The organism is Paenibacillus sp. 1_12 (assembly GCF_900114475.1).
Lineage (GTDB): Bacteria > Bacillota > Bacilli > Paenibacillales > NBRC-103111 > Paenibacillus_S.
Window position 1 is genome coordinate 281,996 of sequence record NZ_FOTE01000007.1, and the last position, 18,743, is coordinate 300,738.

General features: G+C 40.5%; 18 protein-coding genes. 14 read left to right on the forward strand and 4 right to left on the reverse strand.

The genetic code is table 11. The features are described 5' to 3' along the window. Positions 1 to 40: 40 nt before the first annotated feature. Together BM210_RS17870 and BM210_RS17875 are read right to left on the reverse strand one after the other, a co-directional pair. A complete protein-coding gene (locus BM210_RS17870) occupies positions 41 to 649 on the reverse strand; it encodes a DedA family protein (RefSeq protein ID WP_091170852.1) in 609 nt (202 codons plus the stop codon). 207 nt (positions 650 to 856) lie between these two features. After that, positions 857 to 1,450, reverse strand: coding sequence for a YdeI/OmpD-associated family protein (locus tag BM210_RS17875; RefSeq protein ID WP_091170855.1), 594 nt, complete (start codon positions 1,448 to 1,450; stop codon positions 857 to 859). 279 nt (positions 1,451 to 1,729) lie between these two features. Between BM210_RS17875 and BM210_RS17880 the strand changes: the two genes are divergently transcribed. Both BM210_RS17880 and BM210_RS17885 read left to right on the forward strand, forming a co-directional pair. Then, entirely contained in the window at positions 1,730 to 2,275 is a 546-nt protein-coding gene (locus tag BM210_RS17880; protein WP_091170857.1) for a QcrA and Rieske domain-containing protein, read from the forward strand. Between the two features lie 54 nt (positions 2,276 to 2,329). Then, complete coding sequence (locus tag BM210_RS17885) at positions 2,330 to 2,698, forward strand: DUF4180 domain-containing protein (RefSeq protein WP_091170859.1); 369 nt, start codon at positions 2,330 to 2,332, stop codon at positions 2,696 to 2,698. A 125-nt stretch (positions 2,699 to 2,823) separates the two neighbouring features. On the opposite strand, the gene BM210_RS17890 is transcribed toward BM210_RS17885, so the two are convergent. Then, entirely contained in the window at positions 2,824 to 3,300 is a 477-nt protein-coding gene (locus BM210_RS17890) for a heme-degrading domain-containing protein (protein WP_091170861.1), read from the reverse strand. Positions 3,301 to 3,614: 314 nt separating this feature from the next. Here BM210_RS17890 and BM210_RS17895 point away from each other — a divergent pair, with 314 nt between their 5' ends. The 5 genes from BM210_RS17895 to BM210_RS17915 all read left to right on the forward strand — a co-directional run bounded on the left by BM210_RS17895 (position 3,615) and on the right by BM210_RS17915 (position 8,668). Further along, positions 3,615 to 4,979 (forward strand): TrkH family potassium uptake protein, encoded by a 1,365-nt coding sequence (locus tag BM210_RS17895; RefSeq protein WP_091170863.1) that lies wholly within the window; start codon positions 3,615 to 3,617, stop codon positions 4,977 to 4,979. Positions 4,980 to 5,421: 442 nt separating this feature from the next. Continuing rightward, positions 5,422 to 5,793: a Na-translocating system protein MpsC family protein gene (locus BM210_RS17900; RefSeq protein WP_091170865.1), complete on the forward strand. Its 372-nt coding sequence runs from the start codon at positions 5,422 to 5,424 to the stop codon at positions 5,791 to 5,793. 155 nt (positions 5,794 to 5,948) lie between these two features. Next, positions 5,949 to 6,212 (forward strand): hypothetical protein, encoded by a 264-nt coding sequence (locus BM210_RS17905; protein ID WP_091170868.1) that lies wholly within the window; start codon positions 5,949 to 5,951, stop codon positions 6,210 to 6,212. A 121-nt stretch (positions 6,213 to 6,333) separates the two neighbouring features. After that, on the forward strand, positions 6,334 to 7,452 hold the full coding sequence (locus BM210_RS17910; protein ID WP_177237878.1) for a hypothetical protein: 1,119 nt from the start codon (positions 6,334 to 6,336) through the stop codon (positions 7,450 to 7,452). Between the two features lie 67 nt (positions 7,453 to 7,519). Continuing rightward, entirely contained in the window at positions 7,520 to 8,668 is a 1,149-nt protein-coding gene (locus tag BM210_RS17915; RefSeq protein ID WP_177237879.1) for an amidohydrolase family protein, read from the forward strand. Positions 8,669 to 8,839: 171 nt separating this feature from the next. On the opposite strand, the gene BM210_RS17920 is transcribed toward BM210_RS17915, so the two are convergent. Continuing rightward, positions 8,840 to 9,757, reverse strand: coding sequence for an aldo/keto reductase (locus tag BM210_RS17920; protein ID WP_091170872.1), 918 nt, complete (start codon positions 9,755 to 9,757; stop codon positions 8,840 to 8,842). A gap of 249 nt (positions 9,758 to 10,006) precedes the next feature. Between BM210_RS17920 and BM210_RS17925 the strand changes: the two genes are divergently transcribed. The 7 genes from BM210_RS17925 to BM210_RS17955 all read left to right on the forward strand — a co-directional run bounded on the left by BM210_RS17925 (position 10,007) and on the right by BM210_RS17955 (position 18,730). Continuing rightward, positions 10,007 to 10,612: a pentapeptide repeat-containing protein gene (locus BM210_RS17925; protein ID WP_091170875.1), complete on the forward strand. Its 606-nt coding sequence runs from the start codon at positions 10,007 to 10,009 to the stop codon at positions 10,610 to 10,612. 103 nt (positions 10,613 to 10,715) lie between these two features. After that, positions 10,716 to 11,696 (forward strand): aldo/keto reductase, encoded by a 981-nt coding sequence (locus BM210_RS17930; RefSeq protein WP_091170877.1) that lies wholly within the window; start codon positions 10,716 to 10,718, stop codon positions 11,694 to 11,696. A gap of 71 nt (positions 11,697 to 11,767) precedes the next feature. Continuing rightward, entirely contained in the window at positions 11,768 to 12,154 is a 387-nt protein-coding gene (locus BM210_RS17935) for a MerR family transcriptional regulator (RefSeq protein ID WP_091170880.1), read from the forward strand. 487 nt (positions 12,155 to 12,641) lie between these two features. Next, entirely contained in the window at positions 12,642 to 14,954 is a 2,313-nt protein-coding gene (locus BM210_RS17940) for an AraC family transcriptional regulator (protein WP_091170882.1), read from the forward strand. Between the two features lie 240 nt (positions 14,955 to 15,194). Then, positions 15,195 to 16,826, forward strand: coding sequence for a type 2 periplasmic-binding domain-containing protein (locus BM210_RS17945; protein ID WP_091170884.1), 1,632 nt, complete (start codon positions 15,195 to 15,197; stop codon positions 16,824 to 16,826). A 74-nt stretch (positions 16,827 to 16,900) separates the two neighbouring features. Next, on the forward strand, positions 16,901 to 17,836 hold the full coding sequence (locus BM210_RS17950; RefSeq protein WP_091171073.1) for an ABC transporter permease: 936 nt from the start codon (positions 16,901 to 16,903) through the stop codon (positions 17,834 to 17,836). A gap of 12 nt (positions 17,837 to 17,848) precedes the next feature. Beyond that, entirely contained in the window at positions 17,849 to 18,730 is an 882-nt protein-coding gene (locus tag BM210_RS17955; RefSeq protein WP_091170887.1) for a carbohydrate ABC transporter permease, read from the forward strand. The last annotated feature ends 13 nt before the right edge of the window (positions 18,731 to 18,743 follow it).

The following is an 18,743-nucleotide window of genomic DNA, read 5'->3' on the forward strand; positions in this document are numbered from 1 at the left end:
GACTCTGAACGGAGGGGATCGATTAAATATTACCAAGCCATTAATCGGATTTCTGCCGTGGCTTTCTAATATAAAGAAAATAAATTAAAGTAATCACTATGATAATGAATATGATGGATGGAAGATAGGCGCGATATAGAAAAATATAATTCTTGACTACGTGCCATTTATCACTGAGTCCACGTCCAATCATAATAAAAAATGCACACCATATTACAGCACCAAAGTAGGAGAAAATTGCAAATTTCCGAAAATTCATATTCGAAGTACCTGCTGTAATAGCTATTACATGACGAAGGCCTGGTATGAAATAACCAAATATTAAAAGAATGCTTCCGTACTTATTAATCTTCTGTTGAGTTCGTTCAATACGTTCAGCAGTAATATGTATTCTTCGTCCATATTTTATAAGTAAAGGAAGTCCTAGTTTTCGTCCAATAATATAGCTTAATGTAATTCCTGTAATTGATCCTAAGAAGGCACTACCGAATGCAAACAACAAAATTAGCTTTCCCTGAGATACTTTGTTTCCAATGAATGTAAGCAATAATTCGTCAGGTATAGGTATTCCGATAACGCCTAACGCTAATGCTAAAAATATACCGATATAGCCATATTGACTCAGTAGTAAATCTAAATGCCTCTCCATAGGAATCCTCCTTAGAAACGATAATATACTATTATTACCCTATCCATTGCTTTGTAACAATACGATCCCATAAAATATACTTATATTTGCTGCTATGCGATCGGAAAGATATACAATAAAAATCTTACAACTATGTCCTGTCTAAATAGTTGTAAGATTTTTATTTATCCAACTTTTATTCTGTTGCTCTTAGGTTTTATACACGCCCTAATCATTTAATCCCTTTCCACCAAGAATTTGCTGCATCCATTTTTCAACCCTGGATTCTCGAGTTTTGGATTGTTTGGGTTCGGAAAAATGAAGAAGGTATGCTCTTTGCCGTCCGGGTGTCAATGCTTCAAAAGCAGTTTTCAAGGCAGGAATTTCATCTAATTTATTTTGAAATTCTTCAGGAATTATGTATTCGGTATTCTTTTTAAAATTCACTTCCAAACCGGATTTTTCAACTTCAATGGCTTCATAAATATAGGCTTTTAAGATGGTTTCCATTTCAACTATTTCTCGAACATTGGTGAACCGGATCTGGCGCGCCGCCTGTACATTCTCCGTTTGTTGGATTAGGATACCATGGTCATCTTTTAACAAGGCACCTTTGTGAAACAGAAGAGCACAGTATTCTTTGAATCCATGTATTAAAACTATGTTTTTATTCTGAAACGTGTAACAAGGATGCATCCACTTGAATTCTTCGGTCAGCTCACAGTCAAGAACAATATGTCTCAACTTCTCATATTCTTCCTTCCAGTTTTTAGCCTTGCTTAAAAATTCATCAACCTTAGGATTTATTCTACTTTTTGTCATCAAAGAAAACTCCTTTTTCTCTTATTCATTTTCAAATTCTACTCGGTTGCTTGCTTAGCTTGCCCTCTTTGGCATCCGATCCATGCTGATACAGACTATGGTCGTGTCGATCATGATCTGGCTCCAATTAGGTATTATCGAGTGATAGGTTCGCAACAATTCTCCATTCTTCAAATAAATGTTATAATATGGATGTATCAACGATTGAGCCAACATTGAACTTTACCGAGAAACAAACCTTTATCCTAATACTAACTCATTCTCCAGGAGGTGTCTGGTGTGGATAGTTGGTTACCCAAAAAGATCACTAGGAGAATGTTCTTGAGCACATCTTGTAAATTGGCACTCGGGGCGGCTGGGGTTCTAGCTGGGAGTACTGGTTTGTTTTATTACGGGGCCGTCCAGCAGTCTAAACGAAGAGGGGAATCTGCCCTTGAACTGCCTGGTAACATAATAAAGCTAGGTGAGTTCAACCAGTTAAATGCGATTTCAAGTGTCGAAAAGGTGGACTATGAAGCAACGATCCGAGACGGATGGGTGACGAAATCCAACAAAGGTTTTGTTTTTGTTACAAAGGATGCTGATGGGAAATTGCTCGTTATATCGCCTGTATGTACTCATCTAGGCTGTTATGTAGAACAGGCTTCAGAAGCACAACAGAGCGCAAAAAAGAATCTGTTCTTTCTATGTCCGTGCCATGGTGCCGAATTCGACGTAAAAGGAAACGCTATAGGAGTGGTACTAAGGGGATTGGACACCTATAAGCCTGTTATCGTCAATAGCAGTGTGTACATCGATATTTTGTCACCGGTAAGTCGAGTGTAAAACATGTTATAATACTTAGATTAAAGTAATTTATTAGCGAAAGGCGAATGCAAAATGAATATACATATCGACCAACAAGGTAATTCTAAGGTTGCCATTATACAAAGCTCTGACATCCTAATAAGCGATGTTCAAGGAGCATTGGATTTGATGGCTTCTGTTCAGTACAACCATGAATGCTATAAAATATTGATGAATAAATCGAACTTAACGGAAGATTTCTTCGAACTAAAAACCAGACTTGCAGGTGAAATCTTACAGAAATATGTGAACTATAATGTTAAGCTCGCTATCGTTGGAAATTTTGAAGAATATGACAGCAAGAGTTTGAAGGATTTTATGTATGAATGTAATCACGGCAAGCAGGTTTTCTTTTTAAGAAATACACAAGAGGGACTTGTCGCTCTTCACAGTATTTCTTAACCATATTATCACAGAGAACCGTCTCATAAAATGAAAATAAAAGTGAAAACAGGCTGTTGCTCCAACAGCCTGTTTTTGCGTGCGAATTTGTGGTGATCAAAAAGTATAAAAGGATCAATGAGTCCTCAATCGGTTTTATTAATGAATTCGCGTATTACTGTAGTTACTACCAGATGATCCTCTTCTTGTGGTAAGCCTGAAACAGCGATAGCGCCAACTACACCGACATTTTTTATAATAATGGGGAAAGCGCCTCCACTTGCGGCATATTCGGTCGGATCCACAAGGTATCTCTCCTGAATTGTTTTCTTTGCAGCTTTGAGCTGAGCCCATATATAATGGGAGCTATGACCAAAACGGCAGGCAACATTACTTTTTCTTTTTACCCATTGGTCGTTGTCTGCTGAGGTTTTGGGGAAGGCGTAATGGAATAGCTGCTGTCCATTCCTTGTAATATCGATGGTGACATGCTTATTCTCCAGCTTCATTTTTTCTATAATCCTGCAACCAATTTGCAGTGCCATTTCATTGGTAAACTGTGAAAATTGAAGCTCATCTTCTTCAGCTAGCAGACTTTCTTGTAATAGGATATAATCGTCCATGTGCGGAATCTCTCCTTCAAATAATCTATTTTACATCCAATTATATACGGTTTTACCAATTAAACAAGCTAATGTGAGGGTGTAAGTCAATCCATTGAAACTTTTGATTTCCCCTCCTTTACAAGCGAAATAGCAAGGAGTATGATAAATACGATTCTAATCAATGAATCTCGTAGTTGTATCGTGAGAAGCCTACGGATGAGTTAGCTCTTAAGCAGGCTTCTATTTTGCTGTCTTTTCTCTATGATTATTTGAGATCTGAATAGCTACTGGTTTTATTACGATATGAACACAATTGAAAGGATAAGTAATCCATGTTGAGAAAATTACGAGGCTGGCTGGAAAAACGGTCACCTGCCCAGGTTATAACCGGTTATTATTTACTGGCAGTAACATTATCTGTTTTATTATTTAGTATCCCAGCTGTGCATAAACCTGGGGTTGAAGTTCCTTTTATTGATACCGTCTTCACTGCTGTAAGTGTGGTGAGTGATACAGGTTTGACTGTATTTAATATTTCGGAAACCTATAGCGTATTTGGGTATTTTATTATTATGTTCGTTTTGCAATTCGGTGGTATTGGCATTATGGCTATGAGCACATTTTTCTGGATGCTCTTAGGCCGAAAAATTGGATTGCGTGAACGTCGTCTTATAATGGTTGATAATAATCAGTTCGCATTATCAGGGCTCGTTCAATTAGTTAGAGAAATCTTAAAGATTGTTCTTCTAACAGAGCTCATCGGGGGAATCATTTTTGGATTTCATTTTTTGAGATATTATCCGACCTGGAAGGAAGCCTTTCTTCATGGCTTGTTTGCATCAGTCAGTGCGACAACAAACGCTGGAATGGATATTACCGGAGTGTCCTTTGCTACTTATAAGGATGATTATTTTGTACAAATAATAACGATTTTACTTATCATTTTTGGTGCAATCGGGTTCCCTGTAATCATTGAAGTGAAGGCTTTTTTAACCAGGAAAAAGATGAAGCTCGAGCATCCTTTCCGATTTACATTATTTACCAAGTTGACAACATCTACGTATGGAATTCTTCTTGTCATTGGGACAATCCTTATTTTAATATTTGAAGCTCAACATTATTTTAAGAATTTGACATGGCACGAAAGCTTTTTCTATGCCTTTTTTCAAGCAGCAACGACGAGAAGTGCCGGGCTTACGACGATGGATATAACTGAATTTTCGATGCCGACACTCCTGGTTATGAGTATCTTCATGTTTATTGGAGGTTCTCCTAATTCTGTGGGTGGGGGAATCCGTACAACGACATTTGCCTTAAATATGTTATTTGTTTATCACTTTGCAAAAGGAAATCGTGAAATCAAGGTCTTTAAACGAGAGCTTCATCAAGATGATATTATGAAATCACTGGCCATTACATTTTTAGCTATTCTGATGTGCTCCATATCAGTTGTCGTTTTAAGTATGACTGATCAACAGCATTCACTTATTTCTATATTTTTGGAAGTTTGTTCTGCCTTTGGTACAGTAGGCTTGTCTATGGGGATTACCCCTGATCTTAGCATTTATGGAAAATGCATTCTCATGGTTTTGATGTTTATAGGAAGAATCGGTTTAACTTCTTTCTTGTTTATCATTGGCGGAGAGAAAAAGAAAGCAAATTTTCATTATCCAGAAGAGAGAGTGATTACGGGTTAATCGATCAGAAGAAGAGATCCTTAGTTCGATACACTGGATTCAAGCATACAAGAACCATATACAAATGGATGACCAAATACAAATCTCATAAATCGACTGGATTAAATGATACTCTTCAATGTTTTTAGCAGGGTCTCAATGTTCAGTTCCAACCGAGAAAAACAACTATCATACGAGTTTATTTCTTGTTTGAGTTGATTTTTCTCGGTTGCTTTTACGGGATCCGTTCCGAACACCAACGAGTACGGTAGATCTCAAAACCGTTGCCTAGAGGCGATTTGTGGAATCGTGTATAGAATACAGAGAGCTCGGCACGAAACAGGCAGAAAACACGATACTAATGGAAGTCTCCTGCCATAGGTTTTGAAAATAAACCTTTACAAGCTTCTAGCAATCACTTATATTAACTATATCGAAAGATTCGATATTTGGAGTGATTTTTATGAAACCGTTTTCAATGGGAAACGGTCAGTTAAAGCAAGAGCTGGCTAAGGACTATCAAGAAGTATATTTGGAGCTTTTTGAATTCGGTACAAAGAATCAACGATTGGATATAATTGGAAACAAGCTCTTATTCCTCGATTCCCATCGGAGAGTGTTTGCTCTTAAAACCCTTGATCGACAAAATCGCGAATTTTCCCGTATTATGGATGTGATGCTGATTGATCAGTTCAAAGAACGGTTCAAGATGAAGCTCATCGAGAAGTATGGGTTTCAAATCGTAACTATCCTGAAGGATTATGACCCTGCCTCCGAGCTCACGGCAACGGTGATTGTCCTTGACCAAGACGTTGCGAATTATTTGCAAAATTGAATACCACTGACTGGTCCATTGAACTTCCGCAAGGAAGAGCAGGAAAGCCATCAGTATGAAACGGAAGTTAAAAGCAATCGCTTTTGACGTACCGTACATACTGATGGCTTTTTTATATGATGAATTTACAAAAAAGATAAGGAGGTCGTAGAAACATGAAAAAAAGCACCAAATTGCAGTTCCTGAAGGCAGACACATTACCTGCTTCGATCTGCCGCGTGCGCCAGGACAGCAAATTGACAGGGGAGGCCCATGAGCTTGAGCCGCAATTAATGATTGGAAACCGCCGCACTCTGGAGATCTATAAGAACGGCTTGCCTCTTGCCTTTGCGCTCGAAGTCCTATTACCCGATGTGGAGGTGATGGTGTATCGGGATAGGGTCTCTTCTCAGCCAGTTACCAGCCAGTTAGAGCAGTAGGCGGCACGAGACAAAAAGAGTATGGGCAGTCGATGGCAGCGCATTATTTGGCTAACAAAGTAAGGATTTAATGGCAAGTGCTTTAATTAAAAGAACAAAATCACACAAGGAGCGATGATCTATGAATGATTTGCAGAAAACAAGTACTAACTCTTCTGAAGCTGTCGTCTTATCAGCAGCACGGAAGAAGTGGGCGCCCATCGAAATGGTTGGTTTAGTTCTATTCATTACATCTATGGTTACGTTATTTATTTCTCCTGAAACCATTGCCGGTTTATTCAATGCCATCGTCGCTAAAGTATTTCCAACTGTTGTAACTGTATTTTTAACGGGTGAAGTGGGTATAGCCATTATTGTCAGTGTCATTGTCGGTAGAATATTGGAGAGATTGGGGTTCACGGATGCGCTAATCCGCATCTTTCTACCTTTAATGAAATGGAGCAAGATCAATCCATCTGTCGTTATACCGAGCGTGTATCATATACTTGGGGATATTAACGCAGCGGGAAAAATTGCCGGCCCTATTCTAAAACGTGCCAAAGCGACTAAAGATGAGCAGAAAATCGCCGTCGCTACGATGGTTCAGTCCCAGCAATCCTTTGCTACATTTATGATAGGTTTGGTAGCGCTTACAGCGATGGGTATTAATGTGTTCCCGATCATTGTTCTTACTATTTTTGTTCCCTTATTCGTAGTTCCGTTTATTTTGTCCAAAACGATTTATCGAGATACAAAATCAGTTAAGCTGGAGGATCTGCCGCGCTTTACTCCAAAGACACCATTTCTGAAGGTGATGTTCGATTCCTCCCGCGAAGGTATTGAATTACTGCTGTTGGTAGTGATTCCCGCTGTTGCTGTTATTTTTGCTTTCATCGGTGTATTCGAATATATTGGCATTTGGAAATCAGTCGAATCTGGCATGGGATCGGTCTTATCAGCTCTTAGCATTCACCCGGATACCGGTATCCTGTCGGTTCTGGTTAGTCCAACTCTGGCTATGGCGGAGCTGGGCAAGCTTGCATCTTCTGTAGATCCTCGACTGGCAGTCGGATCATTCGTTCTTGCTTCCTCGGGGCTTCCTCTATCGGTCATCTTCGGGCAAATCCCGGCAACCTGGGTTAGTATTTCCGATTTAAACGAGCGTGAAGCGATGGGGGCAGCGGTTCTTGGAATTATTATGAGAGTAGCTACTGCATTTATTGTCGGCTATTTCATTACTCCATTGGTGATGTATGTATAACTCTTACTTGCTTAAATCAAATAAATTGGTTACGGTTTCGGATAGAGGAACTATCCATAACGGAGCTATGTTGATTGAAAATGGGTTGATTAAGCAGATACTCACTCAGCAGGAAGCGCAGAGAGTTTCAGCAGCAATAGATGTGGTCGATTGCTCGAAATATGTCGTTACCCCATCACTGATCGATTGCCATACACATTTGCTTGAATTTGCTCCTGCCTCCATATACGGGGTAACGAAAGAGACTTATGGTTTGGGCGGACAGGCGCTCTTGCTGCAAGCATTGTCGAATGGAATTACAGCGCTTGGTGAACAAATTTGCGGGTTCCCCACCATTGATTTGACACTGTCGGATATTCGCAAGTGGTCTCAGAGCATTCCCATGGATATATGCTTTTCGCTCTCCAGTATATCGATTGGATTCAATAATCTTCTTCACTTTTCCGCTTCGACAAGGTCGCAGTCCATTAGCCAGGAGCGGCTTATGGAAGAAGAGATTCTGAATTATCTTGTTGAACATAGTGAATACCCGGGTGAAAATTTGTTTATTAATGCTACACCGGCAAATTTTACAGAAGACGTGGTGCCTAATGCCGGTGCGGTGATCTATAAGCAGCAGGAGTTGGTGCATATTGCAAACCTCTTTCACCAAGCAGGCAAAAAAATAGGAGCACATGTGGGAGGAGAGACAGCAATTCGTATGGCGCTGGATGCTGACTTTGATGTCCTGCATCACGCTCATGGCATCTCTGATCAGTTGATAGAGCAAGCACGGCAGCAGCAGGTCTCTATTGTGGCTACACCGATTGGCGGTACCCATCTTGTCCCGAATTCTCCTGAAGAAATCTCCTGTATAGCCATGAAAGGAATTAATATTGCCATCTCTACTGATGCGTATCTTCCAATCCATCCGAATGCAGATTGGATACCGAATGGCAACGATGGAAAGCTGCTCGGTCCAGAATCACTATTATTGGCGGCTCATCCTGCCATGAAGCTCCTTTATGAAAAAGGATGGGACGAGAATGCAGTGCTATCGTTGATCACTCGGAACGCCGCGCAAATTATGGGAAGGGATGGACGCTATGGGCAGTTATCCGAGGGAATGGAAGCCAATTTTTTAGTATCCCCGGGCTTACCCGGACTTGAAATAACGAATTCTAATGAGCTGCTTCAAGTCTACTATAAGGGAGTAAAAGTAATGGATAGAGGCTAAAATTTAAGAAGCTTAGGCGCATTTTCCCCTGGTGTTGTACAAGATGTTCTACAGAACAAAGATTTAATTGGGATATTATTATCTCAAAAAAAAGCAACCTCCTGTCAATGAAGACTTGAGGTTGCTTTTTTATGATTTGCACAAGCACACATATCCTATGATTGCGAGCGTTTACGGAAGCACATTGCCTGCCGAACGATAGATAGCATACCATTCTTCACGTGTCAGATGAATATCACCTGCTTTGATGCAATCCTTTAAGCGAGCAATATTCATCGTGCCGATGACCGGCTGCATGTGCGCAGGATGGCGCAAAAGCCATGCGATAGCGATCGTCGTGTTGCTAACTTCATATTTGTTTGCAATTTCATCGATTTTTTGATTCAATGCCGGAAACTTGTCATTTCCAAGAAATACACCTTCGAAGAATCCGTATTGGAAAGGCGACCAAGGCTGGATAGTGATATCGTTCAGTCTGCAATAATCAAGCACACCTTCGTCCCGGCTCACTGCTGCGTCATTTTCCATATTTACATTAAACCCATGAGTTATCATGGTGGAGTTGGTGATGCTTAATTGCAGCTGGTTTGCAACAAACGGCTGCTTCACCGATTTCTTAAGCAATTGGATCTGCATTGGAGTTTGATTGGAAACGCCGAAATGCCGCACTTTTCCTGATGTTTCAAGGATATTAAAAGCCTCTGCAACTTCATCTGGTTCAACCAACGTATCCGGGCGATGCAGAAGTAGAATGTCCAGATATTCGGTTTTTAACCGCTTCAAGATGCCGTCTACCGACTCTAATATATGTTCTTTGGAAAAGTCGAACATTCCTTTTCGAATACCGCATTTGGATTGCAGGATGATATTTTCACGAATATTCGCATTCATATGGATGGCATCGGCGAATATTTCTTCACAGGTACCGCTACCGTATATATCTGCGTGGTCGAAGAAATTTGCACCTTCGTCTAGCGCTGATTGGATAAATTGCTCAGCTTCTGCTTTATCCAACGATTTAATACGCATGCAGCCGACTGCAACAACCGGCACCTCTAAAGTGCTATTTCCAAGCTTCATTGTCCTCATGTTCAAAGTCCTCCTAGTGGATGGGGTAAAAACCATTTCAATTCTTTCCTGAACTAGTATAGCTGAATACATAGTCTTATGTAAGAGCTGAAATATTATAAAGTAAGTAAACGAAAAGTAACTATACTTATCGAATGGTAAATTTCTAGACTTTTATTCGTGATCTTGCAGATACTTGACTGCCGTGTGATATATTAAAAAAGGGCGGGAAGCTCAAATAACTAGTAACCCTACATAGGAGGCATCTAAATGTTTCAATATAGCAATCAAGATTATACAGAAGTAAACTTTGGCAATCAAGATTTAAGGTTCGGCGGGCTAAAAAGTTGTACATTTAACCGGTGCTCGTTTTCTAAGGTGTCACTAGAGGAGATTACATCGAGCAACTGCCGTTTTATTGAGTGTGATTTTAGCGGTGCCTTGTTAAATGGTTCGATGCATACAGAATCCGCGTTTGAAAATTGTAACTTTAACGAAGCTAATCTTTTTGTTTCGAAATTTGAAAAATGCAAAATGACGGGTTCGGATTTTACTGGCTCAAAAATGGATGGAATCACCATTACTCAAGGCGATTGGTCCTATACAAATTTAAGTGATACCAGATTAGTTAGACAAGATTTACGTGGAATCAAATTTTATGAGGCAGATTTGTCAGGAGCAAATTTAGAAAAAGCCGATTTAAGAGATTGTGATCTGACTATGGCGTTACTGGCAAAAGCAAAGCTATCGGGTGCTGATGTAAGAGGGGCTAAAATGGAAGGTGTGGATTTTAAAACATTCATCATATCAGGCATGAAAATGGATAGAGAGCAATCTGTATTGTTTTCGCTTTCTCATGGAGCCAAGATAGATTAATGATAATCAAATTCCCTATTTAATCGCTTGACTTGGAGTTAACTCCAAGGAGTAAACTAAATATGAAAGAAATAATATCTAATGGAGAGTGAGGAACAATCAGATGGAATATGTGAAACTTGGAAATACAGGCTTGGATGTATCTCAGCTTTGTCTTGGTTGTATGAGCTTTGGTGTAGCAGAGCGGTGGGTTCATCCATGGGTACTTGATGAAGAGAACAGTCGTCTTATAATAAAAAAAGCTCTGGAACTGGGTATCAATTTTTTTGATACAGCGAATGTATATTCAGACGGAACAAGTGAGGAAATCGTTGGAAGAGCTCTAAAGGAGTTTGCCAATCGTGATGAAATTGTGCTCGCGACAAAGGTGCATTTCCGTATGCATCAAGGACCTAATGGTGCTGGTCTTTCCCGAAAGGCAATCATGAGTGAAGTGGATAAAAGCCTTAAGAGACTGGGAACAGACTATGTAGACCTTTATCAAATCCACCGCTGGGATTACAATACTCCTATTGAAGAAACGATGGAAGCATTGCATGATGTTGTGAAGGCTGGGAAGGCAAGATACATTGGTGCTTCTGCCATGTACGCATGGCAGTTCCTAAAGGCACTACATATAGCCGAGAAAAATGGATGGACCCGATTTGTATCGATGCAGAATCATTTGAACCTCATATATCGCGAAGAGGAGAGGGAGATGCTGCCGCTTTGTAAGGAAGAAAAAATCGGTGTGATTCCATATAGCCCGCTTGCATCAGGAAGATTGACGCGTGATTGGTCGGAAACAACACATCGTTCCGAAACCGATCAAGTTCAAAAATCTAAATACGATGCGACTGCAAGTACTGATCGATTGATTGTGGAGCGCGTTGCGGCAATCGCAGAAAAACGTGGTGTTCCCCGCGCTCAAATCGCTCTTGCCTGGTTGTTGCAGAAAGAACCGGTAACAGCTCCCATTATCGGTGCTACGAAAATGTCTCATCTCGAAGATCCAGTAGCTGCTCTATCGATTGCGTTAACACCAGAAGAAATTATGTCGCTCGAAGAGCCGTATGTTCCCCATTCAGTAATTGGTGCAGTTTGATATAAGAAACGACAAGAACGCCCAACCTTTTCGTGGGCGTTCTTGATCTCAATTTGGGAGGTGAAATCTGCATGTTGATAGCAGGAGTAAGTGAAAAATTTGATTTGTCACCCGATACACTTCGTTATTATGAACGAATCGGGCTTATTCCGCGGGTGAACCGTAATAATAACGGAATCAGGGATTATACGGAAGAAGACTGCAGGTGGGTTGAATTTATAAAGTGCATGCGAGCCGTAGGCCTTCCAGTTGAAATTTTGATTGAATATGTTGGTTTATTTCAACAGGGCGATGAAACCAAGGAAGCTAGAAAAGAACTCCTTATCGAGCAGCGTAAGCAGCTCTTTACAAGAATGGAAGATATGAAGAAGGTGTTGGAACGCCTAGATTATAAAATTACCAGCTATGAACAGACAATAGTTAAAAAAGAAAAAACACTAAATAAACCTCAAGATTAGTTTTGTAAATAACAACGGGGAAACCATCCACAACTAGTCAAGGCAATATACTGAATATGAGCACGCGAAAGAACCTTCCTAATGAACAATGGAAGGTTTATTTTGGTGAATCGAAATGCATTTTGGTGAAAACCGAGCACTTAGACTTGATGTCCTGCCATAGGAATGGATATGATGAATGTGAAAAAGCTTGAATTTACTTGGACTTTAGGTGAAAATAAGATATTTTCCAAACTCATTGTGAAAGAGTCGGTATTGCTTGATAAAGGAAGCAACCTAACGCTATAATAAACAAACATATTTGTGTACACCGAACTGTCGATAATTGGATTCATGTTCAACTTAATGCTTCATATGAATTAGATATCATTATTATGAAGGCGCTTTTATTGATTGTAAGTATGGATCACGACCAGGGAAGATACACTACGATATCCCAGGAGATACCTCAGGAATAAGTAATAATTAGACTCGGGAGAGAGATGCGATGATCCTTAGTGCCTTGAAAAAGAATACAATTATGAAGGGCTGGCTGCTCTCATACGTAACCATATTATTGATCCCTATTATTGTTGGTTTATTAATTTACTTAGAATCAACCAAGGTCCTATCTAATGAGATTAATCGGTCCAACCAATCTTTACTGACCCAAATTCAGAGCGGAGTGGATAGTCGTTTAGCCGAGATGGACAAGTTCAGTGTAGACTTGGCAATAAATAAAAAGCTGGAGAACCTGTATACAACCCAAAATCCCCTTACGAATGATGAAAGATACAAGATGTTTGAACTGATGAGGGATTTACAGACGACGAAGTTTGGAAATGATTTTATCGACTATGTATTTGTTTATTTCCATAGCATCGATATGATCGTTTCAGAATCCAATGCGCAGCAAAGCCATTTTTTATTCGATCTTCTCAAACCCGATAATCATATGGACTGGGCTTCGTTACTGAAGGAACGATATATCAACACCTATTTCGCCTTAGAACAGGAAATGGATAATAAAGGAAAGTCCGTCATGTATGTAAGAACGTTAGTACCTAATTATCCTGATCGACCCGGTGCCAGCGTTATGTTTATGTTTAACACATCTAAGCTATTGAATACGATAAAGCACGTACCCCTCATGAAAGACGGTCACATTCTGATTCTCAATGCTAAACATGAGGTCATCACATCAACAAGCTCCGTTATCCCGAATTACGCATCATGGCTTCCTAAGTTTACGGGTGTTAGCGGTGTTATTCAAGAGTCAGATGAGGGACGTGAACTGGCGATTTCCTACGTTACCTCCGGTCAATCAGGTTGGCAGTATATTTTCATAACTCCCCAAGATGTTTTCTTAAAAAAACTGATTTATATTAAGCGGATTACCTATTTGTGTGTGGCCTTTTGTTTACTATTAGGTGGTGTGGCAGCTTATTTCTTTTTACGTCGGAACTACAGTCCGATTCAACTGCTTTTGAATAAAGTGAATCACCAGAAGGCTGATCCGCATAACATCACCTACAATGAGTACCACTATATTCAAAACGCGCTCGAAAGCCTAATTCAAGAGAAGGATCATTTCAAGCATAAGCTTAAAGAGCAGCATCCTGCAATGCGCAATCATTTATTCGGTCAGTTACTTAAAGGCAGAATGAAGCGGACTCTTCCCCTAAGTGATGTGTTTGCTGCCTATGATGTTTCTTTTCCACATGAGCGCTTCGGCGTATTAATGATATATATTGATAACTATGGGAAACTAGATTCACCTGCGGATGATGAGTCACATTACGAAAGAGTTAAACTGTTGCATTTTATGATAATGAATGTAGTAGAGGAATTGGCCAATAAGAACAATGTAGCCTATATGGTTGAAATGGATGAATATTTATGCTGTATTCTGAATGGTTCCGACCATTCTGCGACGCTCGACGAATGGAAATCTATAGCGAAGCAAACACAAGAGTTTTTGTTAACTCACGTTCAAGTCGCAGTAACCGTCTCTATCAGTTCGATTCAACAGAGCCTGTTCGGGCTGCAGGAAGCTTACGAGGAAGCTATGGAGGCGATGGAATACAAGTTCCTCATGGGCGGAGGGGAGATTCTGGTTTATGACGAAATGGTTCAAGGAGTTTCAGAGGATCATCGTCCGACTTATTATTATCCGTTAGCCGCAGAACAACAATTAATCAATTTCATTAAAACAGGTGATGCTGAGAAAGCTATGGCAGTAACCAAGGATATTATATCTACGAACATTACTCGCAGTCAGGTTTCTATACCGTTCATTCGCTGCATTGTGGTCGAATTTGCCAGTACCTTCATGAAGGCCATGATTGAACTGCCGGGAAGAAACGAGCAGGACAGCCTTTCCTTTGAGCAAGTTCATAATCAACTGCTTCAATGTCGCAGCATTAAGGAATTGGAAGAGGAATTAGCCAAGATAATTAAGCTGCTATGTCATTCAGAGAAGCAGTCAGGTGTGAATAATGAACTAATGGAGAAGGTACAAGCTTATGTCAATCAGTACTATTGCGACCCTAATCTAAACGTATCGGTAATCGGAGCTGCATTTGACTTGACTCCTCCTTATCTAGCCCGGCTCTTCAAAAATTATAATGGTGAATCGTTATTGGAATATCTTCAAAAAATTCGGATTGCTCATGCCAAGCGCTTGTTAAAGGAAACCTCCTCAAGCGTTCTGGAGATCGGAAACCAGGTAGGTTTCAATGAAATATCTACATTCAATCGTATTTTTAAAAAGTTTGAAGGAATTACAGCAGGGAAATTCAGGGATTTATCGAAAAGCTGAGGATGTTTTGTCTCAGCTTTCTTTTTTTGTTACGAGTTCCGATTCTAACAATTTTAGCCGAAGCTCAGGATGTTTCCCCTCAGTTTTCTATTTTTTGCATGGTAATTACACATTTGCTGCAGTTTAATTAACCGTTTTACTATTCATTTCACCGTTTTACCTCTATAGTCACAACTTAAATTGAGTTATGATCGGTCTGAGCACATGAAGAGAGTGTAATCACTACAAGGGGGATTATCCATGAACAAAAAAAGTAAAAGGATGCTTCAATGTATCTCAGCAGTTACGCTGATATCCACAATGACCATCGCATGCAGTAAGCAGTCGAGTCCGACCGTGGACAAAGCTGCAACGAATAACAGTCAGCCAACTGCTGTGACGTATCCGTTAAACACCGATCAAACTCTATCGTATTGGGGATTAATGGGCAACTCCAATATGGCTAACTTCTTCCCAAGCATCGGGGAGGCTCCATTTGGTAAGGAGCTTGCCAAAAGAACCGGGGTTCAAGTCAATTTTAAGCATCCTCCTCAAGGTCAGGATCGAGAGCAATTCAATTTGATGGTCGCTTCCAACGAGCTTCCCGATATGATTGAAACGAACTGGTTTAATAATGGCGTTTACCCGGGAGGCGCCCAGAAAGCACTGAATGATAAAGTGATTACACCTTTGAATGATTTGATCAAAAATAATGCACCGAATTTAAACAAATTACTGAATGAAGATAAAGATTTAGCCAAAATGCTTCAAACCGATGACGGTAAATATTTCGTGTTTCCAATGATCCGCAACAGCTTCAGTCAAGTTTATAATGGACCCATGATTCGCAAGGATTGGCTTGACGAGCTCGGACTGCCGGTTCCGACAACAATCGATGAATGGGAAATCGCATTACGGGCATTTAAAGAGAAGAAAGGGGCAGCAACTCCTCTAAGCATCATTTATACGAATACAGGCGGTATGGATATTAAGGACGCTTTCATTGGAGCGTTTAAGACATCAGCAGGTTTCTATGTGAATGATGAAGGTAAAGTCAAATATGGACCTTCCGACAAGCAATATAAGGATGCTACCCTATTATTCCGCAAGTGGTACAATGAGGGACTGCTAGATAAAGATTTTGCCGTTACTGATGTGAAAGCAAACAATAATAAGATTTTAAGTGGACAGTCTGGGTCTACGGTATACCTGCTGAGCGGTGGACTTCAGTCTTACACAGACGCTATGAAAGCAAAGGAACCTAAATTTAATATGGTAGGCACTCCTTATCCGACATTAACCAAAGGAGAGACGCCATTTATAGGACAATATGACTTCAAGGTAGAGCCGAACCGGGGGGTGGCCATCACTGCTAACATGAAAAAACCGGAGCTTGCCGCTCAGTGGCTGGATTATGCATATGGCAAAGAAGGCAACGAATTGTTCAACTTTGGTATTCTGAATGAAAGCTATGATTCGAACAATGGTAATATTACATTCACGGATAAGGTGAATAAGGACCCGAAATATACCACGGTACAAATACTGTCGCAATATACAAGACAGAATGGACCGTTCATGATTGATGAGAGGTATAGCAAGATGATCTTGAAATATCCGCAGCAGGAAGAAGCAGTGAAGCTGTGGTCAGCAACGGATGCGAAGAAGCATACCCTGCCTCCGTTTATAACACCAACCGATAGTGAGAGCAAAGAGCTAGCCAAGCTTACTACCGCCATCAAGAGCTACAAGGAAGAGATGCAGCTCAAGTTTATTATGGGCAAGGAGCCGATTGAAAACTACGATAAATTCGTAGATCAGATGAATCAGCTCGGTTTGCCAAGGGTCATAGAAATTTATCAAGCGGCGCTGGATCGATATAATAAACGTTAAACTAAGATAGACTAGAGGGACATTCCAAGGAATGTCCCTAACTGAAAGGGGATACTATAGTGCAAACAGCGAAGATGGAGACCCCTCTAACGCTTGCTTCCAACCGAAGAATAAATCTCTTATGGGATATCCGTAAAAATAAATATTTATATATGATGCTTACTCCGGTCTTACTTTACTATGTATTATTTCATTACTTACCGATGTATGGGGCATTGATTGCCTTTAAGGATTACTCACCAGCACGGGGAATTTGGGGAAGCGATTGGACGGGATTCGATCATTTTGTTCAATTTTTCAATGGACCGTATTTCATTCGAACGTTGAAGAACACACTTCTGATCAGCTTCTATGATTTGCTGTTCGGTTTCCCAGCTCCGATTGTTCTTGCTTTGTTGTTAAATGAAATTCGGCTCTCTTGGTTTAAGCGTGCTGTGCAAACGATTACATATATGCCGCATTTTATCTCGTTAATCGTTATTTGCGGTATGATTAAGGACTTTACCTCTACAGGAGGCCTCATTGCCACGCTCGTAGCTTGGCTCGGCGGTCCTAAAGAAAGTCTGCTGCTTTCATCGGAATGGTTCCGAACCATTTTTATATCATCGGGTATTTGGCAGCATGTTGGTTGGGGCACTATTATTTACCTTGCTGCGCTGACTACCATTGATACTGAACAATACGAAGCCGCAAAAATTGATGGTGCGAATCGCTGGAGACAGATGAGGTACATTACGCTTCCCGGTATCGTACCAACCATAATTATTATGTTAATTCTGGATCTGGGACGACTGCTGAATGTAGGCTTCGAGAAAATTATTTTACTCTATAATCCGTCAACCTATGAAACTGCGGATGTCATCTCCTCCTATGTATACCGCGCCGGCCTGCAAGAATTTAATTATAGCTTTAGTGCGGCAGTGGGCTTGTTCAACTCGGTGATTAACTTTGGTTTGGTCATTCTATCGAATTACATTAGTCGTAAGGTCAATGACACTAGCTTATGGTAAGGAAGTGACAACATGCGTGAGTATCCAACCGTTCAAGAGAGAATATTTGATGTGTTTAACATTATTGCACTATCGCTGCTAATGCTCGTTACGTTGTACCCCATTTATTACGTTGCTATTGCATCTATAAGTAATCCGACCGAATTAATGTCTCATAAGGGCATGATCTGGTTTCCGCAGGGCTTTTCGCTCAAGGCTTACTCTATGGTTTTTGACAACCCGATGATCCTGAAAGGATATGGCAACACTATATTCATCGTAATTGTTGGACTGCTTTTTAACTTGACACTTACAGCCTTCGGTGCCTACGCCCTATCCAGAAAGGGACTGTATTACCGTAAACAGCTGACGCTGTTTATCGTGTTTACTATGTTCTTCGGCGGGGGTCTGATCCCCTACTACTTAACGGTTAAGGGACTTGGTTTGACCAATACCGTGTGGGCGCTGATCATTCCGCAAGCCATCAATACGTTTAACCTCATTATCATGAGAACTACGTTTCACGCTATTCCCGATAGTTTGGAGGAATCAGCCAAAATCGACGGAGCTAATGACTTTATCATTTTATTTCGGATTATTGTACCTATTTCGTTGCCAATCATGGCTGTTATGATTCTGTATTACGGCGTCAGCCATTGGAACTCGTGGTTTAACGCGATGATATTTATTAGGGACCGTGAATTATTTCCATTGCAATTAATTCTTCGCGAGATACTCATCTCTGGGGAGACAGCGGGTATGGTTACCGGAGCAGAAGCAGGCGATATGGTCATGCTGGCCGAAACTCTTAAGTATGCAACCATTATGATTGCAACACTGCCGATTTTGTTTGTTTATCCATTTCTCCAGAAGTATTTTGTGAAGGGCGCTTTGCTTGGAGCTATTAAAGGATAGAATGATTTAGGAG